Annotated in this window: 15 protein-coding genes; 10 read left to right on the forward strand and 5 right to left on the reverse strand. The window is 37.9% G+C overall.

Annotation, left to right across the window (positions count from 1 at the left end):
• Positions 1 to 43 precede the first annotated feature (43 nt).
• From D0T08_RS18765 to D0T08_RS18780, 4 genes are all read left to right on the forward strand, one after another.
• The gene (locus D0T08_RS18765) at positions 44 to 1,846 is read left to right on the forward strand and encodes an alpha-amylase family glycosyl hydrolase (RefSeq protein ID WP_116984216.1); all 1,803 of its coding nucleotides are present in this window, start codon (positions 44 to 46) and stop codon (positions 1,844 to 1,846) included.
• Between the two features lie 58 nt (positions 1,847 to 1,904).
• Entirely contained in the window at positions 1,905 to 3,620 is a 1,716-nt protein-coding gene (locus tag D0T08_RS18770; RefSeq protein ID WP_116984217.1) for a hypothetical protein, read from the forward strand.
• A 110-nt stretch (positions 3,621 to 3,730) separates the two neighbouring features.
• Positions 3,731 to 4,315: a Crp/Fnr family transcriptional regulator gene (locus tag D0T08_RS18775; protein ID WP_158561307.1), complete on the forward strand. Its 585-nt coding sequence runs from the start codon at positions 3,731 to 3,733 to the stop codon at positions 4,313 to 4,315.
• 61 nt (positions 4,316 to 4,376) lie between these two features.
• Positions 4,377 to 4,892 (forward strand): DinB family protein, encoded by a 516-nt coding sequence (locus D0T08_RS18780; protein WP_116984219.1) that lies wholly within the window; start codon positions 4,377 to 4,379, stop codon positions 4,890 to 4,892.
• A 14-nt stretch (positions 4,893 to 4,906) separates the two neighbouring features.
• Here D0T08_RS18780 and D0T08_RS18785 read toward each other — a convergent pair whose 3' ends face one another.
• Entirely contained in the window at positions 4,907 to 5,986 is a 1,080-nt protein-coding gene (locus D0T08_RS18785; protein ID WP_116984220.1) for a hypothetical protein, read from the reverse strand.
• Positions 5,987 to 6,290: 304 nt separating this feature from the next.
• Here D0T08_RS18785 and D0T08_RS18790 point away from each other — a divergent pair, with 304 nt between their 5' ends.
• Positions 6,291 to 6,920 carry a hypothetical protein gene (locus D0T08_RS18790; RefSeq protein WP_147322815.1) on the forward strand — a complete coding sequence of 210 codons (630 nt, stop codon included), beginning with the start codon at positions 6,291 to 6,293 and terminating at the stop codon, positions 6,918 to 6,920.
• Between the two features lie 86 nt (positions 6,921 to 7,006).
• Positions 7,007 to 7,525 (forward strand): DUF4385 domain-containing protein, encoded by a 519-nt coding sequence (locus D0T08_RS18795; RefSeq protein ID WP_116984222.1) that lies wholly within the window; start codon positions 7,007 to 7,009, stop codon positions 7,523 to 7,525.
• A 72-nt stretch (positions 7,526 to 7,597) separates the two neighbouring features.
• Here D0T08_RS18795 and D0T08_RS18800 read toward each other — a convergent pair whose 3' ends face one another.
• The 3 genes from D0T08_RS18800 to D0T08_RS18810 all read right to left on the reverse strand — a co-directional run bounded on the left by D0T08_RS18800 (position 7,598) and on the right by D0T08_RS18810 (position 11,987).
• Positions 7,598 to 10,069, reverse strand: a complete 2,472-nt coding sequence (locus D0T08_RS18800; RefSeq protein WP_116984223.1) for a ribonucleoside-diphosphate reductase subunit alpha — start codon at positions 10,067 to 10,069, stop codon at positions 7,598 to 7,600.
• 514 nt (positions 10,070 to 10,583) lie between these two features.
• Positions 10,584 to 11,255: a thiamine diphosphokinase gene (locus tag D0T08_RS18805; protein WP_116984224.1), complete on the reverse strand. Its 672-nt coding sequence runs from the start codon at positions 11,253 to 11,255 to the stop codon at positions 10,584 to 10,586.
• 132 nt (positions 11,256 to 11,387) lie between these two features.
• Positions 11,388 to 11,987, reverse strand: coding sequence for a transposase (locus tag D0T08_RS18810; RefSeq protein WP_116984225.1), 600 nt, complete (start codon positions 11,985 to 11,987; stop codon positions 11,388 to 11,390).
• A 120-nt stretch (positions 11,988 to 12,107) separates the two neighbouring features.
• On the opposite strand from D0T08_RS18810, the gene ispE reads away from it, so the two are divergent.
• The 3 genes from ispE to recO are packed head-to-tail and all read left to right on the forward strand — an operon-like array spanning position 12,108 to position 14,211.
• Positions 12,108 to 12,926, forward strand: coding sequence for a 4-(cytidine 5'-diphospho)-2-C-methyl-D-erythritol kinase (gene ispE / locus D0T08_RS18815; RefSeq protein WP_116984226.1), 819 nt, complete (start codon positions 12,108 to 12,110; stop codon positions 12,924 to 12,926).
• Positions 12,927 to 12,944: 18 nt separating this feature from the next.
• Positions 12,945 to 13,553 (forward strand): cytochrome c oxidase subunit 3, encoded by a 609-nt coding sequence (locus tag D0T08_RS18820; RefSeq protein ID WP_116984227.1) that lies wholly within the window; start codon positions 12,945 to 12,947, stop codon positions 13,551 to 13,553.
• Positions 13,522 to 14,211, forward strand: a complete 690-nt coding sequence (recO, locus tag D0T08_RS18825) for a DNA repair protein RecO (RefSeq protein WP_116984228.1) — start codon at positions 13,522 to 13,524, stop codon at positions 14,209 to 14,211. Before D0T08_RS18820 ends, recO begins: the two co-directional genes overlap by 32 nt.
• 280 nt (positions 14,212 to 14,491) lie before the next feature.
• Here the strand turns inward: recO and D0T08_RS18830 are convergent, their stop codons facing one another.
• On the reverse strand, positions 14,492 to 14,794 hold the full coding sequence (locus tag D0T08_RS18830; RefSeq protein WP_116984229.1) for a hypothetical protein: 303 nt from the start codon (positions 14,792 to 14,794) through the stop codon (positions 14,492 to 14,494).
• A gap of 378 nt (positions 14,795 to 15,172) precedes the next feature.
• Between D0T08_RS18830 and D0T08_RS18835 the strand changes: the two genes are divergently transcribed.
• On the forward strand, positions 15,173 to 15,403 hold the full coding sequence (locus D0T08_RS18835; protein WP_116984230.1) for a hypothetical protein: 231 nt from the start codon (positions 15,173 to 15,175) through the stop codon (positions 15,401 to 15,403).
• The last annotated feature ends 122 nt before the right edge of the window (positions 15,404 to 15,525 follow it).

Below are 15,525 nucleotides of genomic sequence, written 5' to 3' on the forward strand. Positions count from 1 at the left end.
ATAGATTTTTAATATAAAGATAGACATAAACATCTGCTATAATATGAGAAATGTAGAAAAACAGACCGAAATTTACATCAATGGCATGGGAGCTACCCCCCATCAACACGGAGTTTTTTTTAGAGTATGGGCACCACATGCAGACTATGTATCGGTAGTTGGTGACTTTAATGACTGGAATGAGGGCGCGAACCCATTGATTGCCAGCGAGGGTGGTTGTTGGGGTGTAAATATTGAAAATGCTAAAGAGGGCGACCAATACAAATTTTTTATTAAAAATGGTGATTTAAATCTTTACAAAAATGATCCCTACGCCCGACAAGTAACCAATTCGGTTGGTAACTCTGTCGTATATAATCCCAAAGCCTATGATTGGGAAAATGTTACTTTTCAGATGCCATCGTGGAATGAACTGGTAATATATGAAATGCATATAGGCACTTTTAATCGTTCTAAACCTGATGAGGTAGGGACTTTTCATGATGCTATCAAGAAATTGCCTTACTTAAAAGGTTTAGGTATTAATGCAGTCGAAATTATGCCTCCATTTGAATTTGCGGGAGGTCTTTCGTGGGGTTATAACCCTGCTCACCCGTATGCGATTGAAAGCGGATACGGTGGCCCGGTGGCATTCAAAGATTTTATTAAAGCTGCTCATAAATTAGGTATAGCCGTTATATTAGACGTAGTTTATAACCATTTTGGCCCATCTGATCTTGATTTGTGGCAGTTTGACGGCTGGAGCGAAAACGGCAAAGGAGGTATATATTTTTATAACGACTGGCGCTCAACAACGCCTTGGGGAGATACCCGCCCTGACTATGAACGTCCGGAAGTAGGTCGCTACATTAAAGACAATGCCATGATGTGGCTGGAAGACTATAAGGTAGACGGTCTGCGCATGGATATGGTGCCATACATCAGAAATGTACATGCCGACGGTAACCCTGCCAATGATTTGCAGGAGGGTTTAAATATGATTCGATGGATCAATGGCGAAATCAAAGAACGTTTCCCAAATGCTTTGGTGGTGGCAGAAGATATGCACGGTCATAACTTCATTACCGACAGTGTACAGGGTGGTGGGCTTGGCTACGGCTCTCAATGGGATGCCGATTTTGTACATCCACTTCGTAACGTACTTACACAGGCCTCTGACGAATACGTAGATATGAATCTGATTTCTGGAGCCTTATTTAAACGATACAGCGACGATGCCATGCGTCGTGTGGTATTCACCGAATCTCACGATGAAGTAGCTAATGGCAAAGCAAGAGTAGCCGAAGAAGTAGAACCGGGTAATGCCACAGGCTGGTATGCACGCAAAAAAGCCACTTTAGGGGCTGTTATGGTGCTAACTTCACCGGGAATACCTATGATTTTCCAGGGCCAGACCATTCAGGAAGATAGCTGGTTTCAGGACACTGATCCGCTGGACTGGGGGCGTTTGAAAAAACTTTCAGGTATCTCAAATATGTATAAAGACATGATTCATCTGCGCAGAAATCTGACAGGTGTTTCAGCCGGACTGATGGGTCAACATACTGAATTGCTGGCACTTGACCATGAAAGGAAACTGATTGCTTTCCAAAGATGGCATCAGGGAGGGCCTAAAGATACAACTGTAGTGATAATGAATTTCTCGCATGAAGCCATTCTCAACTATCCTGTCAGATTCCCATCTGAGGGCAAATGGTTGGTGCGCTTTAACGGAGATGCTAAAATATACGAAAAAGACTTTACCCATACCGAATGTGCAGAAGTTGATACAATCACTGACAACGAAACAATTATGGGCGAAATATCTGTAGGGCCCTACAGCGCTCTGGTACTTTCACAAGACTAAAAAATTCGTGTGCCATACCTGTTGGGTATGGCACATTTCTATAAACTGCACAACCACCATGAAAATCAGACATCGATGGCAAAAAATTACAATCGGTATAATAAGCAGTATCTTAATTCTTCTTATTATACTGACCATCGTTGGTTTCTTCTTTCTAAAACCCATTGTAACCAGCCGTATCGAAAAAGGTGTGCAAAAAGCCACCAATCACTTATATCGTATTTCTTTTTCAGATATTACTTATAATCCAACCTTAGGCAATATTGTCATTTCTGATGTCAATTTCCTGCCAGATACACTTATTTACCAAAGATTACATGATGTAAAAAAAGCTCCTGACGATTTACTCAAAATTCATGTACCCACTGTAAAGTTTACTGGTGTGTATCCATTATCTGTTATTTTTACCAAGATTCTGGATATGGGTACAGTAAACATTGATAAGCCTACAATTACTGTTTTGCATAAAAGTCAGCCTTATAACAAGACCATCGATTCAGTTGAAAGAAAGACTCCTTACCAACTTATTTCAAAGTTTGTTAAATCATTGCAGATTGATCGGGTTTTATTAAATGATGTTGATTTTACTTACGAAAACCTGGAGTTTAAGAAGCCCAAAAAGAATGTTATTCAGAATCTGAATATTGAAATTACCAATGTATTACTTGACTCATTGTCTGATAAATCGAAGCAGAAAATCTATTATGCCGATGACTATACTTTCATGATTAAAAATATTGCCTTGCCAGACAAGAATCAGCTGAATGATAATCTTTTCAGAAATATCGTTTTCTCGTTGAGAAACAGACAGTTAAAAGTAGATGAATACCATCTTAAGCCACGAGCCGATGTGATGAATTTTGCCAAAATGTCTGGTGGACGAGACAGGGCAGAAGTATTATTTCAGAATATTATCATCAAAGACATTCAACCTGAAATGCTCTTCCCTGATAATAAACTTTATGCCCATACAATGAATGTTGGCGGAGGCTTCGTAAAAGTTTTTAATGATAAACGTTACCCACGCATGAAGCGTAATAAAGTAGGTGAATATCCGCATCAGCTACTCAAAAAAATCGACTTAAAACTTAACATCAATACCATCAATATAAGCAATGTACGAGTGACTTATTCTGAATTTGACCCTGAAGCTAAACTCACAGGCTTTATCAGTTTTGACAGAATTACCGGTAAAATATTCAATGCTACTAATGATAGCCTGCCCCTGCTGAAAAACCCTATCTGTAAAGCACAATTTCATACCTATTTTATGAATAAGGGGAATTTGGATGTGTATTTTGCTTTTAATACTCCATCGCCAAAAGGTGACTTTACTGTAGAAGGGCAATTAGGTAATTTTGAAGGAACTTCTATTAATAAGATTACGATTGCACTGGCTAAAGTAAGTTTACAGTCGCTGCAGGTAAATAAATATGTATTTAAACTAAAAGGCGACGATAATCGGGTAACAGGAACAGGAACACTCTATTACGAAAACCTTAAAGCTACGCTTTTGAAAGTAGTTGACAAAAATCTGGAAGAGCAAAAAGAGAAGCCTAGAAAAAGATTATTCGGGATATTCAAGCGTAAACCGCTTCCTACTTTTATAGTCAATAATCTGATATTGAAAGACTCTAACCCACGCAAGAGTGGTAAGCTTGTAACAGGTAATGTGAATCTTACACGCGTACCTGAAAAATCGTTCTGGGGCACTGTCTGGGGAGGTTTAGGCCAGTCGCTATTTCAATGTGTTACAGGTGCGGTTAAAGATTAAGGCACTGCTTGTATGCTTATCTAATAAAGTAGACCGAGTACTTTAGCCTTTGTATATACCAGGCAGATTTTTTAGCTTTGGCTCTTAAAAAGCAACAAACCTGCCATTGTGTGGAAAAGCTCAAGAAACAACTCCAATCATTATTTGATATTAGTGCAGATGAGGCAGATATTTTTCTGGCTGAGTTCAGGAAGAAAGAGCTAAAGAAAAATGAAATCTTTATTGCCGAAGGAGAAGTATGCCATGTAGTGGGTTTGATAGAAAAAGGGCTCATGGTATGCGCGTATAACAAAGATGGCGAAGAGATAATTGATGAATTTGGTTTTGAAAATGGCTTTATTACCAATTACTACAGCTTCCTTACACACTTGCCTTCACAGAAAGAAATCCGGACGCTTGAACCTTGCGTCGCGCATATCATTACCAGAGAAAGCCTGGAGAAATTGGGTAGTCAACACGCATTTATTCAGAAAATGAACCGGATGATGAATGAGAAATTATTCCTACGCGCACATGACAAAATCAAATCTTTATTACTTGAGTCTGCTCAGGAACGCTACGAAAAAATGATTGCTCAAAGACCCGATCTCGCCCAACGTATCCCACAATATATGCTTGCTTCTTATCTGCATGTAAAACCTGAAACTATCAGCCGTATCAGAAAAAAAATCAGTGGTAATCCTTTATTGACCTAGGTCAACGAATATTCTTCTATAGTTTGATAAGTTTGCACATAACAAACAAATCAACCATACTATGAATCAGATTGAATTGCTGGTGAAGCAAACCGAAAGCGCCTATGATTGGGTAAACAAACTTGTATCTTCTATCCCGGAAGAGAATTGGGATATTATTCCAGAAGTGGTGGAATCAAGTGTAAGCTGGCAGGTAGGACATCTGATTGTGAGTTATTATTATCATACCATTATGGTAACAGTAGGGCATCAGATAGATATTCTACAACAGATGCCGATGAAAGATTATTCCCAGCTATTTCATAATACCTCTGCTCAACAATCAGTCGGCAAAACAAAACCTGAAGATTTGAAAAAACATTTAAAACTGATGGAGCAGAAATCAATCAGTATCATACAAGCTTTGAGCCTTGATGACCTTGAAAAGCCTTTAGTTCCTACACCCATGCCCCACCCTATCGCCAAGACCAAATTCGAAGCCATCGACTGGAACATCAAACACACCATGTGGCATTGCGGACAATTGGGTATTCTGAAAAGGGTTGTGCACGAGCGATACGATTTTGGATTGAGGTAGTTAAACCGCCTCTCCTACCTAGCCTTTCTACCAGAATTAAATAATAAGTACGTTAGGCTGAATTGAAAGTTAACTCTCTGATACCTTATTACATCTACTATCTCTGCTACATCTTTATACAGAATGGAAGTGTCTTCTTTGTTCTCTTTAGGTTTCACTTTTATACGTGCCGAGAGCAGTAGGTTATTCCATTTAATTCCTCCTTCGCCCATTAGATATAAATTCAACCGGTCGCCTGTAAAGATATCTTTATCAGGATAAGAAATTAAATATTTAACAATAATACCAGCTCCTACAAAGGGTTTGATCGCCTTTTGATTAACAAATTGGCGTCTATAAAGCGGAACAAAGTTCAGATAATTAATACTCTTTGAAAAATTACTTGCCTTATCCCTGACATTTTCTTTATTGAAGAAAACCTCAAATCCAAGAATATTCCGATTCAGATTTCTTTTGGGAGAAAAAGAAGCGCTTACGCCAAACAACATATTGGGTACAGTCGTCTTTGTTTCAAAATAACTATAATCAAAATAATCTTTATGTGAGAAAAAATTTCCGTCTGTGGCAGCACCTACCATCACACCTAAAGTAAAAACACTTTTATCTTCTTTTTTCTTCACATAACAGGTATAAGTACAGCCAATACACTCGCTAAATTCAATAAACTTATCCGTTAATGGCATAATCTCATACGTCAGATTATTAGTAGGTATTTTTTTACCACATTGATTAAAGAGCATTTCTAACTGCTTCTGATACAGTTTATTATTAAACTCAAATAATTTCTCTCCTCTTTGCTGCAAAAACTTATGATTAGTTAGTTCAATTATCTTTTGACCATCTTTATAAAAGAAATGCTCTTTATCTGTAGCATCTTTCAAATAAAGCAGGCTATAATCTGCTTTCAATAAAACCAAAAATGCCTGTAAAGTATCTTTAACAATCATCTGATTACGGTCTTTTACTAATTTATTTGTTTCAAAGGGGGTAATATCCAAATCTGTTCTTCCAATTAAATAGCTCTCTTTGTCTGTTATGCCAAAAGAGCTTAGATCTTTAATGCCATACGACTGTTCACGATTATTAAAATCCATAAAAGTGATACTGGTTGGATTTATTACCCAATCCTAGTCATCAATCAAACCCTTGAGTGTATCAGTTTGATTTTTTAAGATAATATAGCCTTTGACATAGTTTTTTTGTGAGAATGCAGAGAAAGCAATACAAGCAAGAAGCAATACTTTTAAGAGTTTCATAGAGCGTGTTCAACGATTTTAATCTGTTTGTCAACAGCGAAGGTTAATATATACGTATTGGGTTCCTATTTAATAAAAAACTTGTTATACAAATACAGACCGGGCAATTATTCAACTATATTGTGTTAAAATAATCTGTTATATGTTTAGAATAGTAGTTCTATTGGGCTTCATTATGAGTTGCTGTCCTTATCAGCTAAAAGGTCAAACGCTAACTAATACAGCTAGACCGACTGCAACAGTAAAGCAAATATCTCTAAGAATGGATTCTGCCGAATTAGCAAAATACATACCCAAAGGATATATCCTATTGGATTCGGCCTCAGGAGATTTGAATCGTGATGAGTATAATGGCCTCATTTTGGTACTCAATAAACCTGATGAAAAGGAAACCTCAGATGTATCAGAACATCCAACTTTAAGGCCATTATTGCTATTAATCGGCCAGCCCTCTCATACCTATAAGGTTGTTGCCAGAAATGATAAAGCCGTGTATTGTGTTGATTGTGGCGGTATGATGGGCGACCCATTTACCCAAATTGTTATTAAGAATGGCTATTTTTCCATCGAACATTATGGCGGGAGTTCATGGCGATGGGGTTTGATTACCACCTTTAAATATTCAGCTACAGACAAGATCTGGTATTTGTATAAACAAGGCTCTACAAGTATGCATACATCAGACCCCGATAAAGTAAAAACGAAAATTACTACCACAAAAAACTTTGGTAAAATTCCCTTTAGTAAGTATGATATTTATAAAGAGGATTAATACAGAATTAAACTATCTCTTCCTGTACTTCCCCTAAAACAATCAACCGTATTCATGGTTATCATAGTCAAGAGAATCCTCAGACTATGAATAAATTCAACTACAATTTAGATTTCAAAACGACTAATTTCCGGAAAAACCCTGAACTCTATCGGATTGGTGTTGGAGAACAAGGGGTTCTACTGGTAGAGCCCTATAAATCAGAAATACTTCCCTTATGGCGATTCAAAACCGTAGAACTAGCCAGAGAATCAAGCAAAGCCATTTATGAACTATTCGAAAAATACCTGAAAGAAAAAGATTTTGTAGGGGCTGATATGGCTCGCAAATACTTGCAGATGGGTTTCACACGTGCAAGAAGATATGCCAATCATGCCAGTGGACAAAAATATGCACAAGAAAATATTAGAGAAGAACCTGTTGAATATCCTTATTCGAGCGGTAGTAAATTTAAGGATAATGAGATTTTGCCACAAGAAACCGATGCCTTAACTAATGAAAAAGCGCAAGCAGCGCAGATATTTAAAGAAGCGTGGTTTAAGGCTAAAGACAATGCAGAGTACAAGGCTTTAAAGAAGTGGTTTAGAGATAAATACTATAAATAACTATCAAAGCAAAAACCACCCTTTTGGGGTGGTTTTTTCGGTAAGATTAAGAAAGAAAGAAAGTCGGAATCCCTATGAGCCACACATCTCGCAACCCTCTGGGTCGTCGAGTGAGCATTGCATAGCGGCGTATTGATACTCGTCATCACTATTAAAAGTTGCGGCGGATGCTGCTTTTGCCGTTTGTTCCTCGGCATATTTAGCATAATCTAATGGTTTTTCCTCTACGGTTGTAACAGCCGGTACCACTTCCGCAATCGCTTGTCTGTCTACTGTGAATTTCACAGCATCAGTAGCGGCTTTGGTGCGTAGGTAATACATACCGGTTTTCAAACCTGCTTTCCATGCATAGAAGTGCATCGAAGTAAGTTTACCGAAATTAGCGTTTTCCATAAAGATATTTAAAGACTGACTCTGGCAGATGTAAGCGCCACGGTCAGCAGCCATATCAATAATAGTTTTTTGCTTGATTTCCCAGGCAGTTTTGTAAATATCTTTCAAATTCTGTGGGATTTCAGGAATAGCCTGTACCGAGCCATTGGCAGCAATCAACTTGTTTTTCATGGTATCGTTCCAGAGACCAATTTTTACTAAGTCTTTCAACAAATGTTTGTTTACTACTACAAACTCACCCGACAATACACGACGAGTATAGATATTTGAAGTATATGGTTCGAAACATTCGTTGTTGCCTAATATCTGGCTGGTTGATGCCGTTGGCATCGGAGCCACTAAAAGCGAGTTACGCACACCATTCTGCTTCACTTTCTCACGAAGCTCTTCCCAGTTCCAACGACCTGAATCAGGTGATACACCCCACATGTCGAACTGGAAGATACCTTGCGAAATCGGAGAGCCCTCCCATGTAGCATAAGGTCCTTCTTTTACTGCCATTTCCATCGATGCTTCCATTGCAGCGTAGTAGATAGTCTCAAAAATATCTTTGTTCAATCGACGGGCTTCATCAGATTCAAAAGGCATTCTTAATACTATTAATGCATCGGCTAATCCTTGCACACCTAAACCAATAGGGCGGTGACGAAGATTGCTTTTTTCTGCTTCAGGAACAGGATAGTAATTGACATCAATTACTTTATTCAAGTTACGGGTAATTACTTTCGTAACTTCATACAATTTCTGATGGTCAAATTTCAAAAAGCCTGTTTTTGCATCTTTTACAATATATTTTGGTAATGCAATAGAGGCCAGGTTACAAACAGCTACTTCATCTGGCGCTGTGTACTCAATGATTTCTGTACACAGGTTTGAAGATTTGATTGTACCTAGGTTCTTCTGATTTGATTTCTGGTTAGCCGCATCTTTGTATAACATGTAAGGGGTACCTGTTTCTACCTGCGACTCCATGATGGCAAACCAAAGGTCTTGAGCTTTGATTGTTTTACGAGCTTTACCTTCAGTCTCGTATTTTTGGTATAATCTTTCAAATTCTTCTCCATAACATTCTGACAAACCCGGAGCTTCGTTAGGGCAGAACAACGACCAGGTATCGTTAGCCTCAACGCGTTTCATGAATAAGTCAGAGATCCAGAGAGCGTAGAATAAATCGCGAGCACGTAGTTCTTCCTTTCCGTGGTTTTTCTTTAACTCTAAAAATTCAAAAATGTCAGCATGCCATGGTTCAATATAGATGGCAAATGAACCTTTGCGTTTACCGCCGCCCTGATCAACATAACGGGCAGTATCGTTGAAAACACGAAGCATCGGCACAATACCATTAGAAGTACCATTAGTACCTTTAATGTAAGAACCTGTTGCACGGACATTATGGATTGCCAATCCGATACCGCCAGCTGATTGTGAAATCTGAGCGGTTTGGCGCAAGGTATCATAAATACCTGTAATACTATCATCTTTCATCGTCAGCAAGAAGCACGACGAAAGCTGTGGTTTTGGTGTACCTGCATTAAATAATGTAGGTGTAGCATGTGTAAACCAACGTTCAGAAAGTAACTCATACGTTTCAAGAACGCGGTCAATGTCATCGCCATGAATACCTACAGCCACACGCATCAGCATGTGTTGCGGGCGTTCAACGATTTTACCATTTAATTTTAATAAGTACGATTTTTCTAAGGTTTTATAACCGAAGTAGTCGTAACCAAAGTCTCTGTCGTAAATAATAGCAGAATCAAGCGTGGCTGCATGTTTCTGAATTACTTTCCAGGTATCTTTAGCAATTAATGAAGCATTTTGAGCAGTTTTCGGATCCACATACTGATATAGCATTTTCATGGTCCCTGAAAAAGACTTCAAAGTGTTTTTGTGAAGATTGGAAATAGCAATCCTGGCTGCTAAAATAGCATAGTCAGGGTGCTTTGTCGTCATCGAAGCGGCAGTTTCCGCGGCAAGGTTATCTAACTCTGAGGTACTGACCCCGTCATAGATACCAGCTACGACTTTCATGGCTACTTCAACGGGTTGGACAAATGCCGGCTCCAGGCCGTAACATAATCGCTCGATACGAGCAGTAATTTTGTCGAATTTCACCGACTCGCGGCGTCCATCTCGTTTGATTACATACATAAGGCAGTCAGTAAGGGGTTTGGATTCGAAAAATATTTTTATGACCAAGCACGTTTGGTCTGGATAAACTTATAAAATACAGCAACATACATAATTTTTTCTAGGGTGACCGCCAGTCAATTTGGGTAATTTTTTTGGGTTATAAGCAGTCGTATTATTGCTATTTCTGATATTATACTCATACCCGAATACTGGCTTATATTCTTGATGAGTATGTAAAATTAACAAATTCTAAAGGCTTGAAAAAACCTGACTTCTATACCATTTTAGCGAAAGTAAAAAAGTCTAATATTAAGAAAATGTTAAGACCTAATAATCAATCAGTTAGTCTTGAGGAAGGTAGAAAAAATCAAATTAAAAAGTTATCCACAAAGTTGTGCACAACTTTTAATAGGTTTTCTTAGTAAAAATTTACGTAGTGTTAGTAAGGCTTTTGGTTAACAAATGTAAAATATTTAATTTTCAGAAAAGAGAAAAACTTCTGAAAAAGTTATCCACATTGAAAACGTCCTCCTTAATCATGACATTCCATCAACAAAAGGTCGCCTTCTTCATAAGAAATCCGGACTATTCCGTCTTCGGCGGCCTCATTGCTGCTTCCAGCCCGATAACCAAGTATAAGTGATTCATTATCAAGCTTATACAGCAAATTTTCTGTTTGTATACCTGTAACAGTACCAACTGGTATTAATGAGATGGGTGTACCTTTGGCAAACCACTTCTCAAAGACGTTTGGGGTAGATAATAAGGGGTATATTACTGAATAATCGTCTATTAAAACGATCTGAAGTTTACTTTTGTAACGAATTATGTTAGTCATATTTGTCATGGAATGGTCAGATCTCCGACCGGTTGCCCATACTACATTGGCAGCAGGGAAGCCACGACTTATCAACATTTCAAAGGCTTTATCCAGATCTGTTTTTTCCTGGTCTGGTGTATGAATAATCTCTATCGGATATTGGCTTTTTTCGATTTCTGTTAAGTTAATGTTACCATCAAAATCTCCTAAAAGCACATCAACCTTAATACCCAATTCAATTACCCTGTGAATAGCCTGATCTAAGACAACAACAAATGGGCTCCATTCCAACAATTGTCCCAATAAATCGAAACTGCATGCTTCACCATTGGCAATAATCAGTGCAGGTTCTTGTTTTTCTCTTACGATATGATGAGACGACATTCAACAAAACTAAATTTCACACTAAGGTAAATAGTAAACCTCAGAATGGGGATAGAAGTTCTCAAAAATACAGAATATTTTTCAATCAGCCAGCCTACGCTGGCTAACCTGTTAAGTATGAAGCGATAAGAATTATTTCATATCATCCAGTTTATCTAAATCAATATCATCAATGGTAGCTTTGATTTTAGCCATAGACACATTGCTACCTTTGACACTCACAACAAAGCGGTTGGCCAGCAGCACAGCCAATTCTCCGTCTTTGTTATCATTGTTATATTTTTCAAATGCCTTGTGGTCTTTATAGGTAGTTGTTTTTTCGTAGCCAGAGTCATTTTCCTTATCTACATCTACCATTGCCCAGGCAGCCATACCCATAATAGCTCCTGTACCTGCCACATCTACAATGCTTACTTCGATAGAGCTGTCGCCCTCGCCATATCTGGCATTAGCAGTAGCAACCTGGAATCCCATCGCACCTGTTTTCTCGCTTGATACTTCCTTACGTGGTAGTCCATCAGCATCGGCAGGCAGTAGCTCCTTTAATAATTTGGCGTCTATTACTTCTTTAGGGCCGTCGTTTGCCATTTTTTCGGCTTGGTTGGCGATATTTTCTATCGCATCGGCGGCAGTTTTAGGTTCTTCTTTTTCTTCATTCTCGTTTTTACCTCCGCAATTAGATAGTAAAAAAGTGGCAGCCAGTAGTAGGGCTAGTAGTTTGGTAGTTTTCATATTGTAGCTTTAGTTAAAGGGTAAATTTTCAAGAAATATATACACTTTTCTAAAAACAAAAAATAGCTTGCTGTAATTTTAATCCCGGTTACTACCTTTGAATTTTTATAATCAGAATAGATGCTTACTTTCCCGAACGCTAAAATAAATATAGGGCTGAATATTGTAGAAAAACGCCCTGATGGATTCCACAATATTGAGTCAGTTTTTTATCCCGTCAACTGGTGTGATGCTTTAGAAATTGTTCCTGCACAGCAGTTTCAGTTTCAGAGTTCAGGCTTACCCATTCCCGGTGATGAAAGCAATAATCTTTGTATTAAGGCTTATCATCTCCTACGCAATAGCCATCCTAAAATGGCCAATAAAGCCGCGCATTTTCATTTGCATAAGGTAATACCGATGGGGGCAGGCTTAGGCGGAGGTTCGTCCGATGGTGCTTTTGCATTAAAAATTCTCAACCAAATTTTTGACTTAGGTTTGAGTACGGTCGATTTGCAGAATTATGCCCGTCAGCTAGGTTCAGACTGCGCTTTTTTTATTGAAAATCGTCCGGTTTTTTGTTTCAATAAAGGCGATGAATTTGAAGAATTTTCATTAAATTTAAAAGGTAAATACATCGTACTTATCAACCCGGCTATTCATATTTCAACGGCTGAAGCTTATGGCGGAGTAAAACCCAAAAAAGCTGAAGTTTCTCTGAAAGAGGCATTAAAATTACCATTAAATAAATGGGATGGGCTTGTTAAAAACGATTTCGAAGAAAATTTGTTATGGAAATATCCGACCATTGCGGACATCAAAAAGATACTATACAAGCAAGGGGCACTCTATGCCTCCATGACAGGCTCGGGCTCTACCCTTTACGGTATTTTTGAAGCAGAAAAAGACATAAATACACAATTTCCTGACTTTGCCCTCTGGCAAGGTTATTTGAACTGATATAAGACTGCAAAGAACATGTTAAACCAATTAACAAAACGCCGTGAACCTCTCTCCTTCATGCTTTATCTGGGCATTATCGGGAGTAGTCTGCTGTTTTGTTTCATTGTTCTTGTATTTGCTACCAAAGAATTCAATAATCAGGAGATTACCTTTAAAATACCGGGTGTATTCTGGGCTAGCACTTTTATTATTCTGACAAGCAGTTCAACTCTACACTGGGCTAATAAGGCTTTCCGAGAAGAAAGATTCCGTAGTTATCGCCTTAATATCAGCCTGACTTTATTTTTTGGAATTGTTTTTATGCTTTTACAGGCCTGGGGTTGGCGCCAGATGATTCTGCAAGGAATCACCTTGAGTAATAATACGGCAGGCATGTTTATTTATATTTTATCAGGTCTGCATCTCGTGCATGCTTTAGGAGGTATTATTGCTCTGGCAGTAGCTAACAACGATGCCTTTAAGCGTATGGAGTATGTAGAGTCTTATGTTTATAGTGTGAATCCACCTAATCAGTTGAAGTTAAGGCTGATAAGCATATACTGGCATTTTATTGATGCTTTATGGCTACTTTTATTCATTTTTCTACTATATCATGCTTCACAAAACCCGGGGAATAGTCATTAATTATATTCGTTACCGAGAAACGTCTATTATTGCCAAAATTTATACCGAAAAATTTGGGGTGCAGTCATATATAGAAAATGGCGTAAGAAGCAGCAAGGGCAAAAACAGAATCGCACTTTTTCAGCCACTTACGCTACTAGATTTGGTTTTATACCACGACGATAAAAAAGAGATTCATCGCATCTCTGAAATCAAATCGGCATACCCGTTTAAAACTTTGCCTTACGATGTATATAAGTCGAGTATTGGGATATTTTTAGATGAGGTACTGAATAAAACATTGAAAGAAACCAGCGAAAATCCTGCCTTATTCGAGTTCCTATATCATTCTCTTATTTTCTTAGATGAAACCGAACAACATTTCGAAAACTTCCACCTGATTTTCTTGCTGAAATTTACTTTCTTCCTGGGTTTTTCACCACATGATGCCAACGAGATTCTTACGCAGTTCAGAGAAGCCAATATTTTTATTCCGTTTGATTCAGATTACAAAACCATAATGAATCATCTGATCGCAGCAGACTACCAGACACCCCTCCCCATGAGCAGAGGGGCAAGGAATCATTTATTAGAGGTAATTATTTTATTCTATCAACTACACGTAGAAGATTTTGGTGAGGTAAAATCATTGCAGGTGCTACGTGAGGTATTGAGTTGAATCAAATATTCTTTTGCCAACTTATATACTACTACTATAAATCTTGATGAAATTATTAATATATAATCCCTATGGGATACTAAGCACAGAATATCTTAATTTTTCTACAGATATATCGTCCCTACGTGACTAAAATCCTCATTCAAATATCCCATAGGGATAATATAACTGTAGTCAATAACAGAAGTTAAATCTTTTAAGTCCCGTAAGGACGATATATTTAAAGTTTTATTATATAAGCACTATTTCACCAAAAAATTGATTATAAAATTCAATTTCTCTATTTATTTCCCCATACAATAAATAAGTAAATGATAACAGCTACGTCAATCAGTGGAATGAGCCCTATTTTGAAAGATAGCGGATAATTACCTCCAAAGAACTTAATCCAGGCAATAATCTGTGTAATTAAGATTAAAACAGGTAATAACATCGTTGCCCATAAAAGCACCCAAAGAAATGAGTTTTTTTCGGAGCCAGGGGCATCAAACATCATCGGCGACATCATCGCCATCATACCGGCAGGAATCAGGGCCAGCACCCAAACACAATTAGAAATCACTGCAATAAGCTTCATATTCATACAATAAAACAGGTTAGTGGTTTACTTCATTATCGACCAAAAATGGTATTAAATTACAACTTGTCAAAATTTTCACCTGAAATGCATCAAAACAATGGAAAACAGGTTTAACCGTATTAAAAATCCTTTCCTGTTTTAGTTAACTTCCATTATAAAGAAGTTGTTCACGATTATTCCTTTCCTTTAAAAAATGTGTTGTTAAGGCTACGCCTGCATCAAATAATGAAAGCTGGAATGGGCGGCTACTGCAACGAGAATAACACAACAGTATGATTATACCAAAGCCCTGCTTAAATACTTTGAAAACACAATCCTAAGTCGGAAATTTAAGAGAGCGTCTAGTTTGGACGCATAACAATCTAGATTACAACTATTGACATGGAGGATGAGAAAAAGAAAATAAAGACAGGTAGCAGAGGCATCACCGACTATTTTAAAAGAGCGATTGGCTATACCTACCAGCAGGTAGTTTCGAAGTCAACCAAAGTTCCAACCCCGAAAACGGAACCGGAAAAGGTGACCAATATGGTGGGAACCTTTTTGAACGACAGCAGTGATGGTTTCCAGGCAACAACCACAAAAATAGAACCGGAAAAGGTTCCCTCTTGATGCACTGCCCCCAAAAAGTTAGACACATCTTGAGGGTATTTGTATGAGAAAGAGAAACAAATATACTTATGAGTTTAAGCTTCACTGTGTAGAAGCAGTTTTAAAAGAATATCGTTCCATTA

Source organism: Emticicia sp. C21, from assembly GCF_003418935.1.
In the GTDB taxonomy this organism is placed as follows: domain Bacteria; phylum Bacteroidota; class Bacteroidia; order Cytophagales; family Spirosomataceae; genus Emticicia.